Origin of the sequence: Rhodopila sp., assembly GCF_965277165.1 — a bacterium.
Taxonomy (GTDB): domain Bacteria; phylum Pseudomonadota; class Alphaproteobacteria; order Acetobacterales; family Acetobacteraceae; genus Rhodopila.
In genome coordinates this window covers 1,444,784-1,468,709 of sequence record NZ_CBDICE010000005.1, presented here as the reverse complement: position 1 = coordinate 1,468,709, position 23,926 = coordinate 1,444,784, and the positions used below count along the sequence as shown (strand labels likewise).

Annotated in this window: 23 protein-coding genes; 12 read left to right on the top strand and 11 right to left on the bottom strand. The window is 66.0% G+C overall.

Features of this window, described 5'->3' with window-relative positions; translation table 11 throughout:
- Positions 1-115 precede the first annotated feature (115 nt).
- The 3 genes from ACQY4Y_RS07455 to ACQY4Y_RS07445 all read left to right on the top strand — a co-directional run bounded on the left by ACQY4Y_RS07455 (position 116) and on the right by ACQY4Y_RS07445 (position 3,110).
- Positions 116-1,240 (top strand): LVIVD repeat-containing protein, encoded by a 1,125-nt coding sequence (locus tag ACQY4Y_RS07455; protein WP_428489917.1) that lies wholly within the window; start codon positions 116-118, stop codon positions 1,238-1,240.
- A 90-nt stretch (positions 1,241-1,330) separates the two neighbouring features.
- Positions 1,331-2,413 (top strand): IS5 family transposase, encoded by a 1,083-nt coding sequence (locus tag ACQY4Y_RS07450; protein ID WP_428489916.1) that lies wholly within the window; start codon positions 1,331-1,333, stop codon positions 2,411-2,413.
- Positions 2,414-2,672: 259 nt separating this feature from the next.
- Positions 2,673-3,110: a hypothetical protein gene (locus ACQY4Y_RS07445; RefSeq protein ID WP_428489915.1), complete on the top strand. Its 438-nt coding sequence runs from the start codon at positions 2,673-2,675 to the stop codon at positions 3,108-3,110.
- A 159-nt stretch (positions 3,111-3,269) separates the two neighbouring features.
- On the opposite strand, the gene ACQY4Y_RS07440 is transcribed toward ACQY4Y_RS07445, so the two are convergent.
- On the bottom strand, positions 3,270-4,661 hold the full coding sequence (locus tag ACQY4Y_RS07440) for an MFS transporter (protein ID WP_428489914.1): 1,392 nt from the start codon (positions 4,659-4,661) through the stop codon (positions 3,270-3,272).
- 191 nt (positions 4,662-4,852) lie between these two features.
- Between ACQY4Y_RS07440 and gnd the strand changes: the two genes are divergently transcribed.
- From gnd to ACQY4Y_RS07420, 4 genes are all read left to right on the top strand, one after another.
- Positions 4,853-5,836: a phosphogluconate dehydrogenase (NAD(+)-dependent, decarboxylating) gene (gene gnd, locus ACQY4Y_RS07435; protein WP_428489913.1), complete on the top strand. Its 984-nt coding sequence runs from the start codon at positions 4,853-4,855 to the stop codon at positions 5,834-5,836.
- A 10-nt stretch (positions 5,837-5,846) separates the two neighbouring features.
- Positions 5,847-6,353 (top strand): gluconokinase, encoded by a 507-nt coding sequence (locus tag ACQY4Y_RS07430; protein ID WP_428489911.1) that lies wholly within the window; start codon positions 5,847-5,849, stop codon positions 6,351-6,353.
- A complete protein-coding gene (locus tag ACQY4Y_RS07425) occupies positions 6,350-7,120 on the top strand; it encodes an SDR family NAD(P)-dependent oxidoreductase (protein WP_428489910.1) in 771 nt (256 codons plus the stop codon). The genes ACQY4Y_RS07430 and ACQY4Y_RS07425 overlap by 4 nt, the downstream gene beginning before the upstream one ends.
- Before the next feature lie 114 nt (positions 7,121-7,234).
- Positions 7,235-9,001 (top strand): hypothetical protein, encoded by a 1,767-nt coding sequence (locus tag ACQY4Y_RS07420; RefSeq protein ID WP_428489909.1) that lies wholly within the window; start codon positions 7,235-7,237, stop codon positions 8,999-9,001.
- Positions 9,002-9,457: 456 nt separating this feature from the next.
- Here ACQY4Y_RS07420 and ACQY4Y_RS07415 read toward each other — a convergent pair whose 3' ends face one another.
- The 6 genes from ACQY4Y_RS07415 to ACQY4Y_RS07390 all read right to left on the bottom strand — a co-directional run bounded on the left by ACQY4Y_RS07415 (position 9,458) and on the right by ACQY4Y_RS07390 (position 13,596).
- The gene (locus ACQY4Y_RS07415; RefSeq protein WP_428489908.1) at positions 9,458-10,540 is read right to left on the bottom strand and encodes an NAD(P)H-dependent flavin oxidoreductase; all 1,083 of its coding nucleotides are present in this window, start codon (positions 10,538-10,540) and stop codon (positions 9,458-9,460) included.
- Positions 10,541-10,614: 74 nt separating this feature from the next.
- A complete protein-coding gene (locus ACQY4Y_RS07410; RefSeq protein ID WP_428489906.1) occupies positions 10,615-11,010 on the bottom strand; it encodes a hypothetical protein in 396 nt (131 codons plus the stop codon).
- A complete protein-coding gene (locus ACQY4Y_RS07405; RefSeq protein WP_428489905.1) occupies positions 11,007-11,183 on the bottom strand; it encodes a hypothetical protein in 177 nt (58 codons plus the stop codon). Before ACQY4Y_RS07405 ends, ACQY4Y_RS07410 begins: the two co-directional genes overlap by 4 nt.
- Positions 11,184-11,196: 13 nt before the next feature.
- Positions 11,197-11,760, bottom strand: coding sequence for a 3-phenylpropionate/cinnamic acid dioxygenase subunit beta (locus ACQY4Y_RS07400; RefSeq protein ID WP_428489904.1), 564 nt, complete (start codon positions 11,758-11,760; stop codon positions 11,197-11,199).
- A complete protein-coding gene (locus ACQY4Y_RS07395; protein ID WP_428489903.1) occupies positions 11,757-13,106 on the bottom strand; it encodes an aromatic ring-hydroxylating oxygenase subunit alpha in 1,350 nt (449 codons plus the stop codon). The genes ACQY4Y_RS07400 and ACQY4Y_RS07395 overlap by 4 nt, the downstream gene beginning before the upstream one ends.
- Positions 13,107-13,134: 28 nt before the next feature.
- Positions 13,135-13,596 carry a molybdenum cofactor biosynthesis protein MoaE gene (locus ACQY4Y_RS07390; RefSeq protein ID WP_428489902.1) on the bottom strand — a complete coding sequence of 154 codons (462 nt, stop codon included), beginning with the start codon at positions 13,594-13,596 and terminating at the stop codon, positions 13,135-13,137.
- 138 nt (positions 13,597-13,734) lie between these two features.
- Between ACQY4Y_RS07390 and ettA the strand changes: the two genes are divergently transcribed.
- On the top strand, positions 13,735-15,414 hold the full coding sequence (gene ettA / locus ACQY4Y_RS07385) for an energy-dependent translational throttle protein EttA (RefSeq protein ID WP_428489901.1): 1,680 nt from the start codon (positions 13,735-13,737) through the stop codon (positions 15,412-15,414).
- A gap of 420 nt (positions 15,415-15,834) precedes the next feature.
- Here ettA and ACQY4Y_RS07380 read toward each other — a convergent pair whose 3' ends face one another.
- The 4 genes from ACQY4Y_RS07380 to ACQY4Y_RS07365 form a co-directional block, all read right to left on the bottom strand.
- The gene (locus ACQY4Y_RS07380) at positions 15,835-16,611 is read right to left on the bottom strand and encodes a hypothetical protein (RefSeq protein WP_428489900.1); all 777 of its coding nucleotides are present in this window, start codon (positions 16,609-16,611) and stop codon (positions 15,835-15,837) included.
- Positions 16,601-18,955: a DEAD/DEAH box helicase gene (locus ACQY4Y_RS07375; protein ID WP_428489899.1), complete on the bottom strand. Its 2,355-nt coding sequence runs from the start codon at positions 18,953-18,955 to the stop codon at positions 16,601-16,603. The genes ACQY4Y_RS07380 and ACQY4Y_RS07375 overlap by 11 nt, the downstream gene beginning before the upstream one ends.
- A gap of 82 nt (positions 18,956-19,037) precedes the next feature.
- Positions 19,038-19,673, bottom strand: a complete 636-nt coding sequence (gene gmk / locus ACQY4Y_RS07370) for a guanylate kinase (protein WP_428489897.1) — start codon at positions 19,671-19,673, stop codon at positions 19,038-19,040.
- Positions 19,670-20,608, bottom strand: a complete 939-nt coding sequence (locus tag ACQY4Y_RS07365; protein WP_428489896.1) for a YicC/YloC family endoribonuclease — start codon at positions 20,606-20,608, stop codon at positions 19,670-19,672. The genes gmk and ACQY4Y_RS07365 overlap by 4 nt, the downstream gene beginning before the upstream one ends.
- A gap of 123 nt (positions 20,609-20,731) precedes the next feature.
- On the opposite strand from ACQY4Y_RS07365, the gene ACQY4Y_RS07360 reads away from it, so the two are divergent.
- From ACQY4Y_RS07360 to ACQY4Y_RS07345, 4 genes are all read left to right on the top strand, one after another.
- Positions 20,732-21,352, top strand: coding sequence for a ribonuclease HII (locus ACQY4Y_RS07360; protein WP_428489895.1), 621 nt, complete (start codon positions 20,732-20,734; stop codon positions 21,350-21,352).
- A 120-nt stretch (positions 21,353-21,472) separates the two neighbouring features.
- A complete protein-coding gene (locus ACQY4Y_RS07355) occupies positions 21,473-22,519 on the top strand; it encodes a site-specific DNA-methyltransferase (protein ID WP_428490755.1) in 1,047 nt (348 codons plus the stop codon).
- Positions 22,520-22,684: 165 nt separating this feature from the next.
- Positions 22,685-23,452, top strand: a complete 768-nt coding sequence (locus tag ACQY4Y_RS07350; RefSeq protein WP_428489894.1) for an SDR family NAD(P)-dependent oxidoreductase — start codon at positions 22,685-22,687, stop codon at positions 23,450-23,452.
- 72 nt (positions 23,453-23,524) lie between these two features.
- Positions 23,525-23,920: a RidA family protein gene (locus ACQY4Y_RS07345; RefSeq protein ID WP_428489893.1), complete on the top strand. Its 396-nt coding sequence runs from the start codon at positions 23,525-23,527 to the stop codon at positions 23,918-23,920.
- Positions 23,921-23,926: the final 6 nt, after the last annotated feature.

Genomic DNA, 23,926 nt, shown 5'->3' with positions numbered 1-23,926 from the left:
AGAAAGCGCAGCTTGAAGTCTATTTATTATGCAGGTTGCCACTCTTGGGCCACGATACAGTGCATTAAAACTTTGCACAGGCACGTTGCCTAATGCGCATCGAAAGGAAGTCGCCATGGGCCAAGGTTCCGGTATTCGCCAGGTCGGCTGGATCGACATCCCCGGCGGCGGCCAGGTCATCCTCGATCGCAACCACGCCTATATCGGTCACATGGACGCGCCGCATGGCACCTCGGTGCTGGATGTTTCGGATCCTGTCAACCCCCGCGTCACAGCCTCGATCGACATCCCGCCCGGACTGCACTCCCACAAGGTGCGCGTCGCCAACGACCTGATGCTGGCCAACCGCGAGCGCAGCCGTGGCGACAAACCCGCCGACGACTTCGTCGGACTGCGTATCTTCGACGTCAGTACACCGTCCAGCCCGCGCGACATCTGTCACTGGAAATGCGCCGGCATGGGTGTTCACCGGTTCACCTTCGACGGCCGCTACGCATACATCTCCGCCGAGCTTGACGGCTATGTCGGCAACATCGTCGTGATCTTGGATTTGAAGGATCCGACCCGCCCCGAAGAGGTCGGCCGCTGGTGGATGCCGGGCCAGTGGACCGCCGGCGGCGAGACCCCCAGCTGGAAAGGCCGGGACCACCGCTGCCACCATCCGATCCGCCGCGGTGACCGGCTTTATGTCAGCTACTGGTACGGCGGCGGCGTCATCCTCGACATCAGCGACATGAGCAGACCGCGCATGGTCTCCAGCCTCGACTGGAGCCCGCCGTTCGGCTGGCCGACCCACAGCCTAGTGCCGATCGATACGCCGATCGCCGGCCATCGCTGGATGCTGGTCGCCGACGAACACGTCCAGCCGCTGCACCCGGACCTGTCGCCCGAACTGCCGGCCATGGTCTGGATGGTCAACATCACCGACGAAACCCGCCCGATCCCGGTCAGTTGCTTTCAGTTGCCCGAACTGGTCGGCGTCAAGACGCCGCTGATGACGGCCTGTCATCAACCGGTCGAAACCATCACCGGCAACGAGGTCCCCGCAGCGTGGTTTGCCAGCGGGCTGAGGGTGATCGACATCGCCAACCCGCTGTCGATGAAGCAAGCCGCCTGGTGGATGCCCGATGTGCCGCCTGGCGCGTCGCGCGTGTGCAGCAACGATGTCTACGTCGACCATCGCGGCCTGATCTACCTGATCGATCGCAACCGCGGCCTGTCGATCCTGGAAAGGATCTGAACTCTAACAGGCTGCTGAAAAACCGCTTGCCCCGACGCGGGCGCATCGGATTCGATAGCACATCGGATTGGCAGCGGGGGGCGGCTTCGGATGCGTGGTTGGGACCAGCGACGGGATGGACTTTTCAGCTATGTCCGGCCGGAGAGCCGGATCCCCAGCAGCCACCCGCTTCGCCTGATCCGTCGCGTCGCCGATGAAGCCCTGGCCGCCCTCGACGCCCCGTTCGCCGCGCTCTACTCGGAGAACGGCCGGCCCTCGATCCCGCCCGAACAACTGCTGCGCGCGCTGCTGCTGCAAGCGTTCTACAGCATCCGCTCAGAACGGCAGTTGATGGAACAACTAAACTACAACCTGCTGTTCCGCTGGTTCGTCGGCCTGTCGGTGGACGATCCGGTGTGGGTGCCGACGGTGTTCAGCAAGAACCGCGACCGGCTGCTGGAGGGCGACATCGCAGCGACGTTCATGGCCGCGGTGCTGAACCTGCCGCGGGTCAAGGCGCTACTGTCGGACGAGCACTTCTCGGTCGATGGCACGCTGATCCAGGCCTGGGCCTCGATGAAGAGTTTCCGCCGCAAGGACGGCAACGACGAGCCGCCCGCCCCCGGGCGCAACGGCGAACGCAACTTCCACAAGGAGAAGCGCTCGAACGAGAGCCACGCCTCGACCACCGATCCGGATGCGCGTCTGGCGCGCAAGTCCAACGGCGAAGGCGCCAAACTAGCGTTCACCGGGCATCTGCTGATGGAGAACCGCAACGGCCTGGTGGTGGACGCTGGTCTGACGCATGCCACCGGGACGGCAGAACCGGAGGCGGCGCTGGCGATGCTGGAGGCTCTGCCGGACGCCGGCCACAAGACGGTTGGCGCCGACAAGGCCTACGACACCGCCGCCTTCGTCGCCGACAGCCGCGCCGCTGGCGTCACCCCGCATGTGGCGCAGAACATCAACGCCCATCGCGGGTCGAACATTGACGGGCGGACGACGCGGCACGCCGGCTACCGGGTCAGCCAAGTCGTGCGCAAGCGGATCGAGGAAGCCAACGGCTGGATCAAGCAGGTCGGCGGCATGGCGCAAACCAAGCTGCGCGGGGTGAAGCGGGTCGCGTGGATGTTTGTGTTCAAGGCTGCGGCTTACAATCTGATCCGGTTGCCGCGGTTGCTGGCGACAGGATGAGTCTGCCCGGGATCTCCCCAAGGCCGCATCAGCGGCTTTGCCGCACCGGAAAAATCGCCGAAATTTGCCGTGGAAACCGTCAATCGGCTGCAACTACACGCGAAATCCGATTTTCACAGGGCTTTTTCAGCAGCCTGCTAGACCATTCTCAGCATGACTGTAGATGCTGCGAACGGTCTCGCTGCTTGTTTTGTCGCATGATTCACGCGCCTTGAACGTTCCGCCGAAGCCGCGATCATGCTCTTAAAGGAGCGCAATGATGACGAGCATCCCGAAAACTCTGCAACCGCATATCAACACGGCATTTCCCAACGATGTCTGCCTGATCGGCAGCGTGCTGCCGAACGGCTTCGCCCAGATCACCCCGCGCGGCAGCACGCTGGTGTTCGACGACACACATTTCTCGCTGTGGGAGCGCGGCAAGGGATCCACCGCGGACAACTTCTCCGATGGAACCAAGGTCACGATCTACTTCCGCAAGCCGCAACTGCGCAGCGACGGCACGCTGCCGAAAGGCGGCATCGCCCGCTTCTACGGCACCGCCCGGCTGCACAGATCCGGCCCGATCTGCGAGGAAGTGTGGACCCGTCTGATCCAGCCGGAGAAGGACCGCGATCCCGACCGCAAGGGTTTCGCGGTGCTGATCGAAGTGGAGCGCGCCGAGGAACTCGACGGCACCAAGCTGGCGCTCGACTAACCCTGGATGAACGGCCGCGGTTGGCGGCGGTATTGGATCAGGCCAAGATGCGACTACCGCGCAATGCTTTCTTGTGCAACGAAACGGCCCCGGCCTGACGGCGACGCCCGATCCCGGCCCGAAGACTTGACTGATCGGTTGGCGGACGGGCCGCTGGCGTTACCTCGGCGGAACCACCCGCAACCAGCTCAGCCCGGTCGCCACCAAAGCGAACCCCGCCGCCATCCCCAAGGAGATATGCGTCGCCCGCACGATCGCGTCGGGACCGCCGTGCGTCAGCCCCAGCACCACCGCCACCAGCGCACTGCCCGTGGTTTGTCCCACCAACCGAGAGGTCGACAGCATCCCGCTTCCCGCCCCCGCCCGATCCGGCGGAGCACTGCCGATCAGCAGCCGGTTGTTGGGTGATTGGAACAGCCCGAACCCGGCGCCGCACAGTGCCAGCCGCCACGCCACCTGGGGCCACGACGCGGTGGCCGGCATCAACATCGTCAGCACCAGGCCGACGACCATCACCGCCAGCCCGAGCCCGCCCAGGATGCCGGCGGAATAGCGGTCGGCCAGCCGCCCGGCGATCGGCGCCACCACGATCACCACCGCCGGCCAGGGCGTCATCAGCACCCCGGTATCGAACGGCGACAATCCGCCAGCGTACTGAAAATAGAACGGCAGCACCACCAGGGCGATGATCTGCGACGCGTGGCAGCACACCGCGGTGGCTACCGACAGCGCAAACACCGGCCGCTGGATCAGCAGATCGACCGGCAGCAGCGGCGGCCGCAGCCGCAGTTGCCGTCGCACGAAAATCCAGCCCATCACCACGCTGCCGGCCAGTTCCACCGCCACCAGCGGCAGCCGCTCGCCGTGCCCGATGCCATCCAGCCCGATGATGAACAGCCCCAGCGTCGCCGCGTTCATCACCGCGCTGACCACGTCGAACGCATGGGCCGTCAGCGGTGAGCGCGGCAGAAACCGCGTCGAGAGCAGCAGCGACACCAGCCCGAACGGCACTTGGATCCAGAACAGAAACGGCCACGATGCTACCGCCATGATCGCCGCCGCCACTGACGGACCCGACGCTGAAGACGTCGCCACCACCAGCACGTTGTAGCCGATCCCTCGACCCAACTGAGACCGCGGAAAAATGAACCGGATCAGCGCCCCGTTGACGCTCATGATCCCGGCACCGCCGAACCCCTGCATCACCCGCCCGGCGACCAGTTCCGGCAGCGTCGTCGCCAACGCGCAGCCGACCGAGGCCAGCGTGTAAAGCACCAGCCCACAGCAGAAGATTCGCCGATGCCCGTGCACATCGCCCAGCGACGCCAGCGGCAGCAGGCTGATCGTCACCGCCAACTGATAGGAATTCACCACCCAGATCGACCCTGCCGGCGTCGCGTGCAACTGCCGCGCGATCGTCGGCAACGCTACATTCGCGATCGATCCGTCCAGAACCGCCATCGCCACCGCGACCCCGAGCGACACCATGGCCAGCAATCGCTGACCCGACGGCAGGCCATCGGCTGCCTCGGTCGTCGTCGGTCTGCGCATTCGCGGGGAAGCATCCTGAGGCATGCGGCGTAACCAAAATGTACTGCCGCAGGGCTTGCGGCAAGTCAGCCGCTGCCCGAGGTTGATCGCCTGGTCTTCCGGCCGCCGGGTTGCCAACCGCAGGACATGTGGCAGGGTGCGGCGGGCAGATGCGAAGGCCGCCTGGATCGACGACAACGGAGGGTCATGAAATGCAGATCGGCGTGGTTGGACTGGGCCGCATGGGCGCGAACATCTCACGGCGGCTGATGAAGGCGGGTCACGCCTCGGTCGTTTGGGACGCCAATCAAGGCGCCATCGACGCGCTCGGCAAGGACGGCGCCACAACCGCAACCGGGCTCAAGGACCTGGTCGGCAAGCTGACCGAATCGCCGAAGGCGGTCTGGGTCATGCTGCCGCACGGCAAGATCACCGACGATACAATCGAGACGCTGTCCGGCCTGCTGAAAAAAGGCGACATCATCATCGATGGCGGCAACACCTACTACAAGGACGACATCCGCCGCGGCAAGGCGCTGGCCGCCAAGGGCCTGCGCTATGTCGACGTCGGCACATCGGGCGGCGTTTGGGGTCTGCAGCGCGGCTACTGCATGATGATCGGCGGCGAGGACGACGCGGTGAAGCACATCGATCCGATCTTGGCCGCGCTCGCCCCGGGAGTCGGCACGATTGACCGCACCCCCGGCCGCGAGGGCCGCGACCAGCGCGCCGAACAAGGCTACATCCATGCCGGTCCAATTGGCGCCGGCCACTTCGTCAAGATGGTGCACAATGGTATCGAATACGGCATGATGCAGGCGATGGCCGAAGGCTTCGACATCCTGCGCAACAAATCCTCCACCGACCTGCCGAAGGATGAGCGCTACGACCTCAACATGGGCGACATCGCCGAGGTTTGGCGCCGCGGCAGCGTGATCTCGTCGTGGCTGCTCGACCTCGCCTCCGATGCGCTGGCCAAGGACGACAAGCTGGAAGCCTTCTCGGGCGAGGTCGAGGACTCCGGCGAAGGCCGCTGGACCATCGAAGCCGCGATCGAGGAAGCGGTGCCGGCCGAAGTGCTTTCGGCGTCTCTGTTCGCCCGCTTCCGCTCGCGCAAGCAGCACACCTTCGCCGAAAAGATGCTGTCGGCGATGCGGTTTGGCTTCGGCGGCCATGTCGAACCGACCAAGAAATGAACCTTTGCCGATGACCATCGCCGTGGTGATGGGCGTGTCAGGCTGCGGCAAGACCACGATCGCCCGCGCCCTGGCCGAGCAGGAAGGCTGGATCCTGCTGGAAGGTGATCGGTTTCACCCGGCGGCCAACATCGCCAAGATGGAGGCCGGCAGCCCACTCACCGACGACGATCGCTGGCCCTGGCTGCGCGCCATCGCCGCCCGGCAAGACGAACTGCGTGCCGCCGGCAAGTCCGCGGTGGTCGCCTGTTCGGCGCTGAAGCGCGCCTACCGTGATATTCTGATCGGTGGCCGAACCGACACTGTGCTGGTCTACCTCCGCGGCTCGAAGCCGTTGATCGCCGCACGCATGAAGGCCCGCAAGGACCATTTTATGCCGTCCGGCTTGCTGGACAGTCAGTTCGCCGATCTGCAGGAACCCAGCGCCGACGAACGGCCGATCGTGGTGGACATCGGCGGCCCGGTCGAGGCGGTGATCCGCGACACGGTGCGCCAGGTAAGGGAGCATATCCGATGACCGACAACTTCGCGCTTTACCCCAGCCTGCGCGACAGCGTGGTGCTGGTCACCGGCGGCGCCAGCGGCATCGGCGCGGAACACGTCACCCAGTTCGCACGCCAGGGCGCCAAGGTCGCCTTCCTCGACATCGCCGACAGCGAATCCGCCGCGCTGACCCGAACCCTGACCACCGAACACTTGCCCCCGCCGCTCTATCGACACTGCGACCTGACCGACATCCCTGCCCTGCAAGCCGCCATCGCCGAAGTCGCCAAACAGCTGGGGCCGATCACCGTCCTGGTCAACAACGCCGCCAACGATCAGCGCCACGACTATGAAGACGTCACCGTCGCGTTCTGGGACGAGCGCATGGCAACCAACCTGCGCCACCAGTTCTTCGCCATCCAGGCGGTCGCGCCGATGATGCGCGCGGCAGGCGGCGGCTCGATCATCAATTTCGGCTCGATCTCCTGGCACGCCAGCCAAGGCGGCATGCCGGCCTATACAACTGCCAAGGCGGCGGTCGAGGGCCTTACCAAAGGCATGGCCCGCGACCTGGGGCCGGATGGCATCCGGGTCAACTGTATCATTCCCGGCTGGATCATGACCCAGCGCCAGATCGACCTCTGGCTGACCCAAGAGGCGGAGACCAAGCTGCTGGCGGCGCAATGTCTGAAGACCAAGCTGGTGCCGGCGGATGTCTCGCGCATGGTGCTTTGGCTGGCCTCGGATGACAGCCGGATGTGCAGCAGCCAACTTTGGGTGGTCGACGGCGGCAGGCTTTAGGATTGCTATTGCTTAAGAGGGTGATGCCACCAGAAGCGATCGCACTCTAGTTCAGGTTGCAGGATCCCCCTAATGTCAGGTAGCATACTTGGCTGCCCGCCTGGGGAGAGGCCCTTGCAAAGCAAGCCGGCATCCGCGGTTGCACCACCCGAACGCCGATTTGCGGCGATTCTTGCGGCTGACATCGACGGCTCCCCGATCGGTCCCGGCGACCGCGAAGATCGTCGGGTCGGCCAGGAAGTCGACGGCGTGCGGTCGGCGATCCGAACCGCCTCTGGAACTATATTCTGGTTCGCCGGGGGCGCCTTGATGGCCGAATTCGCCAGCGCGGCCCAGGCGTTGACCTGCGCCGTCCTGATCCAGGCCGATTCCGCTCGCCGGATGGAAGGTGCGAGCAAGCCGGTTCGCTTCCGCGTGGCGGTCAACTCTGGCGAGATCCTCGCCGGCAACCGCCACATCGGCGGCAGCGCGATCAGCCTGGCCGCCCGATTGCAGAGCATCGCCCCGCCGGGCGGCATCACCCTGCCCGCCACCCTGCACGACCAGCTACGCCACGCCGTCGCGATACCGGCCACCATGGTCAACCAGTCCGACACCCCGCATCAGGCCGAACCGATCGCGGTCGTTGCCATCACCGCCGAGGCCTGCCGAGCCTGGAGTAATCGGGCGGCCCCAACGCCCAGGTCGAGCCCAATCCGCTCCACCGTTGATCCGCGGGCCGCATTGGCCGTCATCCCGTTCGCCGGCCGTGGCGATCTTGCGCCCTTCGCCAACGCCACGACTGATGGCGTCATCCGAGCGCTTGGTGGCATGGCGACGTGGATCGCGGTCAGCCGCGCGCCGGCCGGCACGTTACATGTGCCGACCGATCTGCACCGGGTCGGTCAGGCTACTGGCGCCCGCTATGTTCTGCAGGGATCCGCCGAGGCCGAAGCCAACATGCTGCGCCTGACGGTCGAATTGAACGAGGCGGACACCGGCCGCGTGCTGTGGTCGGACCGGTTCGACCATCTGCGCGACCATCAGGCCGAACTGCGTGACGACGCCGCCGCGCGCATCGCCCGCGCCGCTCCGGCCCTGCTGCTGCAGCGCGAGGTTGACCGCGCGGCCATGGCACCGGCCGATACACTGACCGCGCACGACCTGGCATTGCGTGCTTTCGCCGCCATCATGCAGCCGGAACGAAAAAGCTTCGCCGACGCCTCCCGCATGCTGCGGCACGCTCGGCAGCGGCCCGGGCCACACGCCAGCACGCGGTTCACCCAGGTGTGGTGGCACTTCATGGCGATCAGCCAGGGCTGGAGCCCTGATCCCGCCGCCGAAGCGCACGCCGCGGCCGAAGTCGCCAGCCGCATGGACCGCAACGATCCCGCCGCGATGGCGCTGCTTGCATTCATGCACTCGGTGCTGCATCGCGACCACGTGCTGGCGTCCGCCATGCTGGACCGGGTCATCGACACCACACCGTGCTGCGGCTTGGCCGAGAGCCTGAAGGGCCTGACCTCGAGTTGGATGGGCGACGCGCGCACCGCGATCCTCCACACCGAACGGGCCGACGCCCGGCCAGTACTGGGGATCGAAACCGCCTGGCGCGCCCACGTCGCCGCCGGTGCGCACTATATCGCCGGCCGCTACGGCGACGCCGCGCGATGGGGCCGGGTGTCGGCGATGCACCACCCTGGCATTGCCGCCAATGTGCGCATCCTCGCCGCCAGCCTCGCCGTGCTCGGCCGACTGGAGGAGGCGCAGCAAGCGGCGCGGCATTTGCTGGCGATCGACCCAGATTTCCGCATCGATCACTGGCGACGGCGGGCGATGTTGCCCGAGGACAGCCGCGAGACACTGGCCCAGCGGATGCGACTCGCGGGCCTGCCCGCGTAGATGGGATCAGATCCCGGCATCAGGGAACAAACCGCGGCAGCGTTGCCAAGCCGCACCATCGGGCTGGCAACACCTCCGTAAATCAATAACCTGGAGGCGGCCGACGGTCATAATCCGGCGGCGGATACCGATGGTCGTAGTCACGCGGCGGCGGGGGTGGCGGACGGCCATACTCCACCGCTGGCGGCGGGGGTGGACGGCGCGGCGGCCCCTCGAAAACACAGCCGGTCAGCCCGATCGCTGAAGCCAGGATGAACACGGAGCCAGGAAAGCGCATGCGGTGGTCCTTGGGTTCGGGTCCGGCGCAAGATCGCGCCAAAGCGTTCTCGCAGTCTGGCATGATCGTCGCCGGGGCTGATCGCAGCCTGGGCGGAACGACTTTTGCCGACACTGCAATCGACAACGCGTTTCGACACATCAGAGTTTCGTTCCAGGACTCGATTACCGATGACTGCGCTATCGCAGCAGCGCGCTGGCGTCCTGCCACAGCTCCCGAACCAGATCAGCAGCAGGCCGCGCCTGCGCCAACGCACCCGACTGGCCGCACCATGCCTGCATCCGCTCGATGTCGCCGGCCTTGGCCGCGGCGTCGCGCATCGGCTGCGTCAGACCACGCTGCACCGGGTAAGGCGCTGGCGGCGGAGCGTCGGGCGCGGCCGCCGCCCGGGCATAGGCCGTCGCCACACTGCGCCCGGCACGGCCCGAGAACGCCCGACTGACCAGGGTCGCCTCAGGTCGGCTGCGCCCGATCGCATCGGCCCAGACCGGCGAAAGTTTCGCTTCCGGCGTGCGCAGCAACCCGGTGCCGATCTGCACCCCGGATGCACCGAGGATCAGCGCGGCGGCGACACCGCGGCCGTCGGCGATGCCCCCGGTGGCGATCACCGGGATCTGCACCGCATCGACGACTGCGGGCAGCAACGAGAACAACCCGACCATGCTGGCCTCGGCGCTCGCGGGCTCGAACGCGCCACGGTGGCCGCCCGCCTCCATGCCCTGCGCGACAACCGCGTCGGCACCGGCGGCCTCGACTTCCAACGCTTCCTGGACGGTGGTTACGGCGGCGAACCATCGGATGCCGCGCGATTTCATCCGGCTGACGAAGTCGGGCGGATAGACACCCATGATCGACGAGATCACCGCCGGGCCGGCCTGCAGCAACGCCTCGCACTGGGCGGTGAAATCCATTGGCGCCAGATCGCCGGCCGCGACTTCGACCGCGGGCCCCCAGCGCCCGAGGAAGCCGCGAACCGCGGCCTCGGCAGTTGCGTCGCGTGTCGGCGGCGGGTCGGGGATCCACAGATTGACCTGGAACCCGCCATTGGTGGCAGCGCGGACCTCCGACACCCACGCTGCGATCGCCGCCGGTTTCAGCAGCAGCGCGCCGCACGCGCCCAGGCCGCCGGCGCTGGCGACGGCAATCGAAAGTGACGCTGGGCAGGCGCCCGCCATCGGCGCAAGCAAGATCGGCACGCGCAGGTCATAGGCCTGGCAAAACGCTTCCGCGCGCGCCAAGGCTGGGTGGTGCGAACTCGGCACGGCGATTGTCTCCTTGCGTGGGAAACCTGAGGCGGGCTTAGGCGGCTTGACCGTTCCGCCGAAGCCGCGATGCCCTATCGTCCGCTCAGGAAATCCTCGGTGTATTCGCCGCGCGAGACCTTGACGGTTATGCCATCCTCGGTGCCGCAGTCCAGTGCCTCGGACCCCGCGACTCGGCCCGGTTCGGCCAGATCATCCAAGCGTTCGGCGAAGGCCGCGGCCGCATCTGGCGGAACCCGCCAGATGAAGGCGTGGTCCTCGCAGCGCTGCACGCCGGACGGACCCGCCGCCGCGGTCAGCAGGACATCGGTGCCGACAACCTGACAGAATCCCAGGTCGGCGAATGCGACGTCCTGCCCGTCGCGCGCGAAGCGGCGCAGCACGCCGCCAAGCGCTCGGCAGTCCTCCGCTTCGCCCAGCATCAGGACCATCGGGTTGAAGTCGCTGGCCAGGAAGCCGACGCGCATCATACCAGGTTCTGCACATCGGTGGCGTGGCACAGCTCCTCAGCGCCGGCGTCAGCGCCGGACAGAATGCGAACGCGCAGCCATTCGCCGTCGCCGAGGTTCTCGATCACCTCGGCGGTCAGGTCGCCGGCGAGCAGCAGTTTCCGCCCAGGCGCGATATCGTTGACTGCCAGCACGTTGCGCGCTCCTTCAGAACAGAATGCTCAGGTTCTTCGCCAGCAGGACGTTCTGCTCAAGCAGCAATTCCCGTTTAGCGATCAACCAGGAATCGCCATGCCGCCGCAGCGTGTCGGTGCGCCGGCCGATAAACGTGTTACTTTCGTATTCGACACGGTTCTGATAGACCAGAAACCGGCATCCGACCACGACATCGGCCGGTTGTTCCACTGACGGGGCGACCTCCAGCAGGCGAATGTTGCTGACCATGTGGGTGACGCGCGATAGCGGTTCCTCGGCGTAGTGGACACCCGTCAGGATTTGCTCGACCCGCTTGCCAAGCGTCCACTTATCTTCATCGAACCAGGAAATCCCCTCGCCCTGGCGGGTATTTTCCTTCTCGGCGTGCTGGCCAAACTTCACGTTGCGGCGGATCGGCATGAAGTAGACGATGTCCTCGGCCAGCAGGTCGAGCCATTCGTGAAACCGCCGCTGATCCAACAGGTCGGCCTCGGTGTAGAGGAACTCCTCGATTTCCTGCTTCAGCGCGAACCAGGCCAGCCCGCGGGCGGCGAGCTTGTCGGCGATTGCGGTCATTCCGCTGCCTGCCGAACGGGGTGATCGCTGCCGAGCAGGGAGGCCCAGCCGTCTGCCTTCAGGTAGCGGGTGTAGGTGCGGTAGTAGTTACGCGCGTTCTGTTCGGTCATCTGCAGGCTGACATTGCCCGGAAGCGGCTCGTTGTGCTGGTACACACCAAGCGACTGCTGGTAGTTGAACGGATATCGGCGCGCGATGGTGCCGCTGCTGGCCTTCGTGGCATACAGCCAGTTTTCCATGTCATCCTGTTCGGTCATCCCGGCCGGACCCGAGTAGCGCATGTAAAAGTGACGCAACACGTCCTTTACCTCGGCGGGCGCGTCGGCATCGACCAGGAAGAAGCGCCAAGCTTCGGTTTCGGTCGGGCTGTGCGGATGCCAAACGCACAAGGCGCGCGGCTGGCGGCCGTGATAAGAGGTGTTGGGGAACAGATTGCCGGTGAACGGCATAAGCCTGGCTTTCTCTCCGAGAAGCTGCTTGCGCTGCTCGAAGCAATGGCGGAAGTATTCGTCGACGATCGGATACTGCGCGTAGGAAGACTGGTATTCGAAGGCCTGCGGCATATAGACGCTGTGCACGCCATGGCCTTGCGGGAAACTGACCCAGACGTGCTGGCCGCTGTTATATTCGTTGTCCCGCCGCCCGATTTGCCCGGTGCGTGCGCTGGGGCCGATGCCGATCATATCGACCGATCGATGCGACGGGTTGTGGTAGCTGTCGCCGCAGAAGTTCTCCGCCGCGAACTTCCAGTTGGAGGGCAGAATCCATTTATGGACGCCGATCACCTCCGACCCTCCCGGCCGGCCATCGCGGCAGTCCAGCACCTGATCCAGATGATCCACCGCGTCGCCGAGGTAGGCCATGAAGTCCGGTGCGTCGGCGTCCCATGACGCCCATACCGTGCCCTTATACTGGTGCAGCCTGGGGACTTCGATCAGCGACCAATCGGCGCGATCCAGATGACCTTCATACAAAGCGCGATACAGCGGAACGCCCTGCAGCTTGCCGTCAGTGGTATAGCTCCACGAATGGTAGGGGCACACAAACAGCGAGGTATTGCCCGATTCGTAGCGGCAAATCTTCATGCCGCGATGGCGGCAGGAATTCAGGAACACGTGCACCGCGCCACGAGTATCACGGCAGAGGATGACGGATTCTTCACCCATTCTGGAAATGAAAAAGTCGCCTCGGTTGGGAATCTGGCTTTCATGGCCGACGAACAGCCACGCCCGCGTGAACAGCTTTTCCAGTTCCTGCTGATGGAATTCCGGCGCAACAAATATTTCCCGGCTGATCCGGCCGCGGCCGATGTCGATCATTTCCTCGATCGGTGGTTGCAGGGTCATCCGCGTTTCCTCCGTTGATTGGGTTCGGTCAGCCCCAGCGGGATGCTGCCGCGTCATCGTCTTCGCGCGCTTCGACCCAGGCACCACCGCCGTCGGCGAAATCCTCGCGCTTCCAGAACGGAGCCTTGGTCTTCAACCAGTCGATCAGGAACCCGGTGGCGTCTAGCGCGGCCTGACGGTGCGCCGAGGTGGCGATCACCAGCACGATGTTCTCGCCGGGGCGGAGCGGTCCGACGCGATGGATCACCGTGCAGCCCAGCAGCGGCCAGCGCTCGGCTGCCTGATCGGCGATCCGGGCGATCGCGCGTTCGGTCATGCCGGGGTAGTGTTCAAGGGTCATGCCGACGACGGCGGGGCGATCCGTCCTGGCGTCGGCCCGGACGGTGCCGACGAAACAGCCGATGCCGCCGATATCGGTCCGCTCGGAGGTCAACGCGGCGATTTCCGCGCTGACATCGAAATCCTCGGTCTGAACCTTGATGTGCGCCATGGCGACCGAACGCTAGACCGGCCCGCGCGGTTTGTCATGCGGCACGGCGGATGCGGCGGGGCCTGGAACGGTCATGTCATGCTACCCACTGTCTGCAATGCGCGTTAGAACCCGCCCCGAACAGCGAAGCGATCGATCATGGCCAGTTACCAATACGTTTATGTGATGAAGGATTTGACCAAGGCTTTCCCAGGCGGGCGGGAGGTGTTCAAGGGGATCACGCTGTCCTTCCTGCCCGGCGTGAAGATCGGTGTGCTGGGCGTGAACGGCGCCGGCAAATCGACGCTGATGAAGATCATGGCCGGGATCGAAACCGAATACGGCGGTGAGGCCTGGGCGGCGCCGGGTTCGACCGTCGGCTATCTGGCGCAGGAACCGCCGCTGGATGCGAACAAGACGGTCGGGGAAAACGTCGAAGAGGCGTTCGCCGACCTGAAGGCGGCGCTGACCCGGTTCAACGAGATCTCCGCCGAGTTCGCCGAACCAATGAGCGACGATCAGATGAACCAACTGCTGGCCGAACAAGGCGACTTGCAGGAGAAAATCGACTCGCAGGACGGCTGGGAACTGGATCGCAAGGTCGATATCGCGTTGGACGCGCTGCGCTGCCCGCCGGCGGACGCGCCGGTAACGATGCTGTCCGGCGGCGAGAAGCGCCGCGTGGCGCTGTGCCGGCTGCTGCTGGAAAAGCCCGACCTGCTGCTGCTGGACGAGCCGACCAACCACCTGGACGCGGAAAGCGTCGCCTGGCTGGAGCACACGCTGCACGACTACGCCGGCACCGTGATGGTGGTGACGCACGATCGCTACTTCCTGGACAATGTCACCGGCTGGATGCTGGAGCTGGAGCGCGGGCGCGGCTATCCGTTCGAGGGCAATTACTCGTCCTGGCTGCAGCAAAAGCGCAAGCGGCTGCAGCAGGAGGAGAAGGAGGAATCCGCTCGGCAGCGATCGCTGGCCGCGGAATCGGAATGGATCGCGGCATCGCCTCGGGCGCGACAGACCAAGAGCCGAGCGCGTATCGCGAAATACGAGGAGATGCTGCAGAAGTCTCAGGAACTGGCGACCGGCGTCGCCGAGATCGTCATTCCGCCGGGGCCGCGGCTGGGGCAGATCGTCATCGAAGCGGAGGATCTGCGCAAAGGCTATGGCAACAACGTCCTGATTGACGGCTTGAACTTCAAGCTGCCGCCGGGCGGGATCGTCGGCGTGATCGGGCCGAACGGAGCGGGCAAGACGACGCTGTTCCGGATGATCACCGGGCAGGAGCAGCCCGACGCCGGGTCGTTGCGGATCGGCGAGACGGTGAAGCTGGGGTATGTGGATCAGTCGCGCGACAGCCTGGATGCTGACAAGACGGTCTGGCAGGAAGTCAGCGGCGGCGAGGAGGTGATCTACCTGGGCAAGCGCGGAGTGCAGTCGCGGGCCTACGTGGCGGCTTTCAACTTCAAGGGGGCGGATCAGCAGAAGAAGGTCGGCATTCTGTCCGGCGGTGAGCGCAACCGGGTGCATTTGGCCAAGATGCTCAAGGTCGAGCACAACGTGCTGCTGCTGGACGAGCCGACCAACGACCTCGATGTGGACACCTTGCGCGCACTGGAAGAGGCGCTAACCGAATTTGCCGGCTGCGCGGTCATCATCAGCCATGACCGCTGGTTCCTCGATCGGCTGGCAACTCATATCCTGGCGTTCGAAGGCGACAGCCACGTGGAATGGTTCGAGGGCAACTTCCAGGCCTACGAGGAAGACAAGCGGCGGCGGCTGGGGGCGGAAGCGACCGAACCGCATCGGATCAAGTATCGGCCGCTGGCGCGGTAGCGGTTGTTTGCGTGGTGCGCTATCCAGCACCCAGTGAGCGCTTGAGTAGCCGCGTTCGTTTCAGCTTCCGCATCTCGGGCAGCCGCCGCGGTGGCACGCGCGGCAAAATGCTCGGCTGCACCGGGGACACGGTGCCAGTCCGGCCGGCACCACCAGATGCAGCGCTTCGTCGCACACCAGTCTGGGGCGTTCGATTGCGGCGGTGGCTTCGCAGACAGGCGACTCCAGCCGGCGCGCCAAAGGGTTCCAGTCCAAAGCGATAATCCGGTCACCCTTCCGTCGGCGGATTTGCGCCGACAGGCGATGCACCGGCATCACCAGGTCCTGTGTCTGCACCCATTCGACGGTTACTCGGGTGGCGTATTGGCGGGCAAGGTCGTCGAGCTTGGCACGATATTCGCGGGCGATTGCGGCGGCCCGCTACTCCTCCCGCTGCCGCTTCGGATCATCTTGCGGCATTACCACGGCGCGGTTCATCGCTTCGTGATGCAGATCGTTGTGGTAACGATGCAGTCGGTCCTGATCCCGGGCCAGGCGGCGGCGCAACCCCCGGACGAACGGGTCCAACGCCACGTCGAGCCTGGGCGGCAGCGCCTGCCCGACCAGTCCGACCACGCGCGCATGGTCCCACATCGCCGGCGGATCAGCCTCGGGTGGCACCGGAACGATTTCATCGGTCTGGTCAAGAAACGGATCAAGTGCCGTGATGACCGCGTCCGGCAGCGCCCCGGTGAACAGGTTCATGCCCAGCCGGGTGATGAAGTCCCGTTTGTCATCGGAAACCGCCGAGGCGCGGAAGTCCATGATCAGGTAGCGGGTCCAGGCGGGGCTTACGCCCAGCAGCCGGAACGTCGCGTTGTCGAGCACCAGTTCATGCCCCAGCACGCGTTCCGGATCGCTTGGCATCCGAGTTTCCGCTGCAAGCACCCGCCGCGTCCAGCGGCCGCGCGCGCCCAGCAATTGGCCGAACCGGTCGAGCCAATCGCCTTCCATGCCCACGCGTGTCGCGTCGGGAGGCAGCGCGCCGCCGAAACCAAGGCGGGACAATTCGCCCACCCCCAAGGCGCGCTGCAAGCCAACCGGGGCGAGCACCTCCAGACCTTCCGGTTCGATCGGCTCGACCAACGCGTCCTCGTGGCGCAGCAGATCGGCGACGAAACTCTGCAGCCGGCTTTCCTGTTGGCCTTCACGCAGCATCGAGTTCATTCCCGAACAGTGCCTCGTCGAGCTGTTTCACCCCCTCGTAATCGCGGCGGGCGGCGAGCAACTGGGTCTCCAATCTGGCGAAGGCGTCGGCGCGGCCCTGTTCGGTGCCTTGCAGCCAGGCGTCCAGCACCAGCGTCGAGAAGTCGTGCTGCTCGTCGATCTCACCAAGAATGGCGCCAACCTCGCCCACCACGAGTTCGAACATGTTGATCTTTTCGTCAAGGATACGCAGCACCGAGTCTTCGATCGTGCCCGCCGTGACCAGGTTGAAGATGAAGACCTCGCGGGTCTGCCCGATCCGGTCAATGCGGCCGATGCGCTGCTCGATTGCCATCGGATTCCACGGAATGTCGAAGTTGATCAGCGTGTTGCAGAATTGCAGGTTGCGCCCCTCGCCGCCGGAGTCGGAGCACAGCAGGATGCCGGCGTGGTCGCGGAACGCCTCGACCGCCGCGTCTTTCCTTGGCCCGGACATGTCGCCGGAGAACAGCGCGAACGGCGTGTTCTGCTGGCGCAGCCGGTCGGCGAGATGGGCCAGGCTGTCGCGGTGGTGGACGAACACCAGTTTCTTCTCCGCCGGGTTGTGCGCCAGCAGCCGGAACAGGGCGGCCTCTTTCGCGCCGGCGGCGATAGCGCGCGTGCGCGTCAGCAGTTCGCTCCAGCGTTTGTCCTTGGGGCCGCGCTCGACGAACCGGGCGATGGCGGCGGCGGCGGCGGCGGGCGTGGAACCGGCGGCGGCCAGCAAATGTTGCAGCGACAGCCGGTGCGCGGCGTCCCCACCGGCCGCCGCCTCGCGAACCAGCGCCGTGAGTTCCTCGTAGCAGGCGGATTCAGCGGGATCAGGAGCCGCTCGCAGCGTCGAAGCTTGCCGACGCGGCATCCGCAGCGCTGCCAGCGCCCTTGTATTGCGCACCATCACGCCGCGCATCAGGTCGCGCAGACGTTCGCGATTGGCCGGCTCGCGCGGCTTGCCCGGCACCATGTAGACCGACCGGAACTCCTTCTGCGTCTTGAATATGCCGGGTTGCAGCAGGGTCAGCAGATTGTACAGCTCCAGCAGGCTGTTCTGCACAGGTGTTGCCGACAACAACAGCAGGAAGCGCTTCTGCAGCCGGTTCACCAAGTGGTAGCTGGCGCTGGACTGGTCGCGCAGGTGGTGCGCCTCATCGACCACCACCACGTCGTAATCCAGGCTCGCCAGCATCGCGGCCGGCTCCTTGCGGCGGGCCGATGCGATCGAGGCGATCACCCGGGGCTGCGCCCAGAACGCCGCCGGGTCGGCGCGCAGCAATGGATCGTGGCTGGTGGCGCAATCGATGCCGAACTTGGCCGCCATCTCGTCGCGCCACTGCCCGACCAGCGAGGCCGGTGTCAGGATCAGGATGCGTTCGGCCATGCCGCGCAGGATGTACTCCTTCAGCACCATCCCGGCCTCGACGGTCTTGCCGAGACCGACCTCGTCGGCCAGCAGCACGCGGCCGCGGTACTGCTTCAGCACTTTGCGGACGGTCTCGACCTGATACCAATGCGCCTCGACCCCCTGTAGCGCCGGCAGGCAGAGCAGTTCGTCGAAACCCTCGAACAGACTGAGCCGCACCAGTTCGGCGCGCAGCCGAAACGCCGCTGGGCTGGGTTCGGCGCCGGAGATTGCGATCGCGTCGGGATTGGCGATCTCGAATGCCATGTCGAAGCCGGCTTCCAGCTTCGGCAGGTCGGCAATCCGAGGTAGTGCCGGGACGATGGGCGCTGGACGAGTCGGTTGCGGTTTCGCCGCCGTCTTTTGCGCCAGGGGCTTCAACGTGACCTTTCCGCTGCCCATCAGCCGTATCGTGCGCAGGCGGTCGCGCAACCAGTCCGCCATCACCGCGTCGCCGACGAAGTGCCGCAGCGCCGCGCGATCAGTGTCTAGTCCCTCGGACCGAAGCATGGCGAGCGCCGCGCCGTACTGGTCCTGGTCGCCGAGCGCGAGCGCGCTCAATAGGGTGGAATCCTTGTTCGGAACGTATTGCTTGGCGTAACGCTTCAACACCGCCAGCGAACGCTCCGGCTGACCTGACGCGGTCGCGGTGAGCGCCGCAAGCAGCAGCACATCGGGATCGGTCGGGTAGCTCCGCAGGGCCTGTTCGGCGACAACCAGCGAGCGATGGGAACGTTGCGCCAGGGTGTCGCGGACCGCATGAATCCAGAAATCCGCATCGTAAGCGGCGGCCGCGCGGTCCTTGGACGGCTGTTCGACATCGGCGAACAAGGTAGGTTCGGCGGCCTGTTTCGAGGCTTGGCGACGGTTGCGCAGCGGCGTCGCCCGCGCCACGACTCGGGTGTCTGTAATCGTCATCCAGAATCGTCGCCCAATCGGGCGTCAGAACCAAGAGGCGTTCACAAGAAATCGATTGAAGCCGTCCCTGCCGTAGGCGCGCCTATGGTAACGCGAGCTGCTCGACAAAGCCTGGCAGGCCGGTCAGCCGCGCCGCCGACAGCCGCGCCCCGTGCAGCACGGCGCGGACAGCCTCGGCGGCGAAGTGGAGGTTTTCGTTCACAACGACGTGATCGAATTCGACCCAATGGCGGATTTCGTCACGCGCGACGCGCATGCGACGATCGATCTCGTCTCCGCGATCGCCGGCGCGAGCGACGAGGCGGGACCGCAACGTCATCAGGTTGGGCGGCAAGACGAACACACTGACAACGTCGGCCGGCAGTTTTTCGCGCAACTGGGTGTGTCCCTGCCAATCGATGTCGAACACCACGTCGCGACCGGCGGCTAGCGCCCGCTCCACCGGGGCGCGCGGCGTTCCGTAGGCGTGGGTGCCCTGCAGCACCCGAGCCCATTCCAGCAGCGCGTTATCGTGCAGCGCCCGCTGGAAGCCGTCCTCCGTCAGGAAATGATAGTGCATGCCGTCGATTTCAGCCGGACGGCGCGCCCGAGTGGTGACACTGATCGAGCGTTCCAATTGCGGTTCGCTAGCCAGCAGGGCATCGGCGATCGCGGTCTTGCCGGCCCCGGACGGCGCCGACAGAACCAAACAGACTCCGCGGCGCGCGATTTCAATCATTCGATGTTCTGTACCTGCTCTCGCAACTGCTCGATCGCGGCTTTCAGCTTCAAGCCGGTGGCGGTCAAGCCGACCGATGCGGACTTGCTGCACAGCGTGTTGGCTTCGCGATTGAACTCCTGGATCAGGAAGTCGAGCTTGCGGCCGATGTTGACCGCCTCGCCCATCAGATCGCGGGCGGCGGCGATGTGGCTCGACAGCCGGTCCAGCTCCTCGCGGACGTCGGAGCGGCTCGCCAGCAGGGCGACTTCCTGAGTGATGCGCTCCTCGGACAGGTTTGGAGTTTCGCGCAACAGCGTTTGCAAGTTGTCCAGCATCCTGGCGCGCTGGGCGGCGGGCTGGCCGACGGCCTGGGTGGCGGCGGTTTCGCAAAGCGCTGCGATCTCAGTTAGTTGACGGTGCAGTACGGTCGCCAGCCGGCTGCCCTCTGCTTGGCGGGAAGCAACCAGGTCGGCCAGTGCCGCGGTGAAACCGGCCTGCACGGCGGCCGCGGCGGAGGCTTTTTCCTGTTTCTGGTCGGATTGCGCCTGACGCAGCACGCCAGGCAGCGAGAGCAGCGCCTCAGGCGACGGCGGCGCGCTGCCGGGAATGCGATGATGCAGATCGGTGGCGATTTTCAGCACCTGTTCCAGCGCCGCCGGGTCCAGCTCCAGGCGACTTTCGGATTGGCGCTTGATCGTCAGAGTGGCGGTGACGTTGCCACGCTTCAACGCTTGCCCAGCGCGTTCGCGCCAGCCGGCCTCCAGGCTGTCCCAACCGTTCGGCAAGCGGAATCGCAGCTCCAGGGTACGGCCGTTGACGCTGCGCAGTTCCCATGCCCAGGCCGTGCCCGCATCGCCCCCCGGATCGCCCCCGGAATCGGCCAAGACACCGTCGGTGCGGGTGATGCTGCCGTCGGCGCGGGCGAATCCGGTCATCGAGGCGATCGTGGCCATGCGCGGCTTTTACCAGCGGCGGAGGCGGATGCGAAGCATGTTGTCCAATGGGTTGGTGCCGCTACTGGGTCGCTGCCAAGGGTTTGCTTCCACGACTCGGCAAAGCTTTGGTAAGCACCGGCAATGCCCAGTCTGGAGATGGAACTGGCCGCCGGGGGGCGGGTCGCGGGTGTCGACGAAGCCGGTCGCGGGCCGCTGGCCGGTCCGGTGGTCGCGGCTGCGGTGATCCTGGCGAACGATACCCCATCCGAATTGGCCGCCATGCTGGACGATTCCAAGAAGCTGACCGCTGAGCAACGACTGGCAGCGTTCCTGGCGCTGCGAGCCTCGAGCGCGGAGATTGGCGTCGGCGCCGCCTCGGTCGGCGAAATCCTTCGGCTCAATATCCTTCACGCCTCGATGTTGGCGATGCGCCGGGCGGTCGCCCGACTGGGCCTGGCGCCGGACCTGGCGCTGGTGGACGGCAACTATCCGCCGAAGCTCGGATGTTCGGTGCGCTGCGTGGTGGGCGGGGACGCGCTGTGCCTGTCGATCGCCGCCGCCTCCATCGTTGCCAAGGTGGTGCGGGACCGCGCGATGGCGCGCCTGGCGGCACGGTTTCCTGGCTATGGCTGGGAGGCGAACGCGGGCTACGCGACACTGCTGCACCGCGAAGCACTGCTGCGGCTGGGCCCGACCCGACACCACCGAGAGGCGTTCGGCAGCGTTGCTCAACTGCGGCTGGCACTGACGATTGCGGGTTGACGCATCGTCGAATGGGCCGTCACGATGCGGCAAAGGCATTGATAAGGTTGGAAACCGGTCTTGGACCTGTATCATGAGTTGCCGCTGGATCAGATCTTGCGGGGTGACTGCCTGCCGCTGATGCGGATGTTGCCGTCCGCCTCGGTGGACTGCGTGTTCGCCGACCCGCCGTACAACCTGCAACTGCGGGGAGAACTGCGCCGCCCGGACGATAGCCTGGTAGACGGTGTGGACGATGACTGGGACCGGTTCGCCGATTTCGCCGAATATGACGCCTTCACGCGGGGGTGGCTGGCAGAATGCCGGCGGCTGCTGCGCAAGGACGGCACCCTGTGGGTGATTGGCGCCTACCACAACATCTTTCGGATCGGAGCCATCCTGCAGGACCTGGGGTTCTGGATCCTGAACGACGTGATCTGGCGAAAGTCGAATCCGATGCCGAATTTCCGCGGCCGGCGCTTCACCAACGCGCATGAGACGCTGATCTGGGCAGCCAGGGGGCGGGATTCGCGGTATCGGTTCAACTATCAGGCGATGAAGTCGCTGAACGACGATATCCAGATGCGTAGCGACTGGTTCATCCCGCTCTGCACCGGTCCTGAGCGCCTGCGCAACGAGCACGGGTTGAAGCTGCACCCCACGCAGAAGCCCGAGGCGCTGTTGCATCGCGTGCTGCTGGCCAGCACCAATCAGGACGATATCGTACTGGACCCGTTCGCCGGCACTGGGACCACGGCGGCTGTCGCAAAGCGGCTGCGGCGGCATTTCATCGGCATCGAGCGCCACCCCGCCTACGCCGAGGCCGCGATCGGGCGGGTGCGGCGGACCAAGGCGACCTCGGTCGAGGGCGCTACGTCGCACGCAACTAGGCGGGAGGCACCGCGGATTCCGTTCGGCAGCCTGGTCGAACAGGGTCTGATCGCACCCGGTACCGCGGTGTTCGATCGCCAACGCCGGGTCAGCGCGACCGTCGGGCCGGATGGGTCACTCAGCGCGGGGGACTTCCGCGGGTCGATCCACCAGGTTGGAGCACTGTTGCAGAATGCGCCCAGCTGCAACGGCTGGACATTCTGGCATTTCGAGCGCGATGGCGCCCTGCTGCCACTGGATGCGCTGCGCACCCGGTTGGCGTCGCAGCCGGGTGATACCGATCCGTTGCCGGCGTGACGAGCTGCGCCGGATCGGCAAACGCTGACGGGCAGACGGCGAAACGGGGCTTGGTCCGAGAGATGTGCTATTTGCGTCGAGCCGGCGTGCTCCGCGCCGGTGCGGCCGCGGCGGTCGCCCACTGGCAGGCGCCGAAGGGCAGCAATCGGGGAAGGGGTGACAACGATGCAGGCGACCCCGCTAGCTGAACGGCATGCACTGGTAACCGGAGGCGGGTCCGGGATCGGCCTGGCGACCGCCGCGGCACTCACCGCGGCCGGCGCGCGGGTGACGGTGTTCGGCCGGCGGGAATCCAAGCTGCGCGATGCGGTCGCGGCCGGGCAGGCTGCGTCCTGGGTGATCGCCGACGTCACCGACGAGGCCGTCACCGTCTCGGCCATCGCCCAGGCCGGCGCCTCGTCGGGTCCGATCCTGCTGCTGGTCAACGCTGCCGGCGCCGCCGAGACGGCCACATTCCAGCAAACCAGCCTGGCGATGTTCGAGCAGATGTGGCGGGTCAACGTTGCCGGCGCGATCAGCGCGACCCAGGCGGCGCTGCCGGCGATGCTGGCGGCGGGGTTCGGCCGCATTGTAAACATCGGCTCGACCGCCTCGCTGAAGGGCTATCGCTATGTCGGCGCCTACGTCGCGGCCAAACACGCGCTGCTGGGGCTCACCCGGGCGCTGGCGCAAGAGGTGGCCGGCAGCGGGGTCACCGTCAACGCGGTCTGTCCCGGATTTACCGACACCGACCTGGTGCGGCGGAGCATCGACCGGATCGTCGCGCGCACCGGTCGCTCGCCGGAGCAGGCGCTGTCCGAACTCACCCAGGTCAATCCGCTAGGCCGGCTGATCCGGCCGGACGAAGTCGCCGCCGCCATCGTCTATCTCTGCCTGCCGGAAGCGGCGGCGGTGAACGGACAGGCGCTGGCCGTGGACGGCGGTGAAACATGACCCGTCGGTCGGCGACCGCCCGCCGCGCGGCGGGCGGTGCGTAAGAATCATTGCGGACAGGAGGACGACGCGATGCCGGAGCTAACAATCCTACATCCGCCCGGCTGGCCAGTGCCACGTGGCTACAGCAACGGGATCGCCGGAACCGGCAGGGTGGTGATGATTGGTGGCCAGATCGGCCGGGACCAGAATGGCCGTTTCGCCAACGGCTTCGTCGCCCAGGCGGCACAGGCTCTGCGCAACCTGCTGGCGGTGCTGCAACAGGCCGGCGGGAAGCCTGAACACGTCGCTCGGCTGACCTGGTACGTGGTCGATATCGAGGAATACAGAAGCGCCTTGCCGGCGCTGGGCGCAGCATACCGCGACACGCTGGGCCGCTGGTACCCAGCGATGACCCTGGTGCAGGTGTCCGCTCTGGTGGAACCCGAAGCACAGGTTGAAATCGAGGCGACCGCGATCATCGGCTAAGCCGTC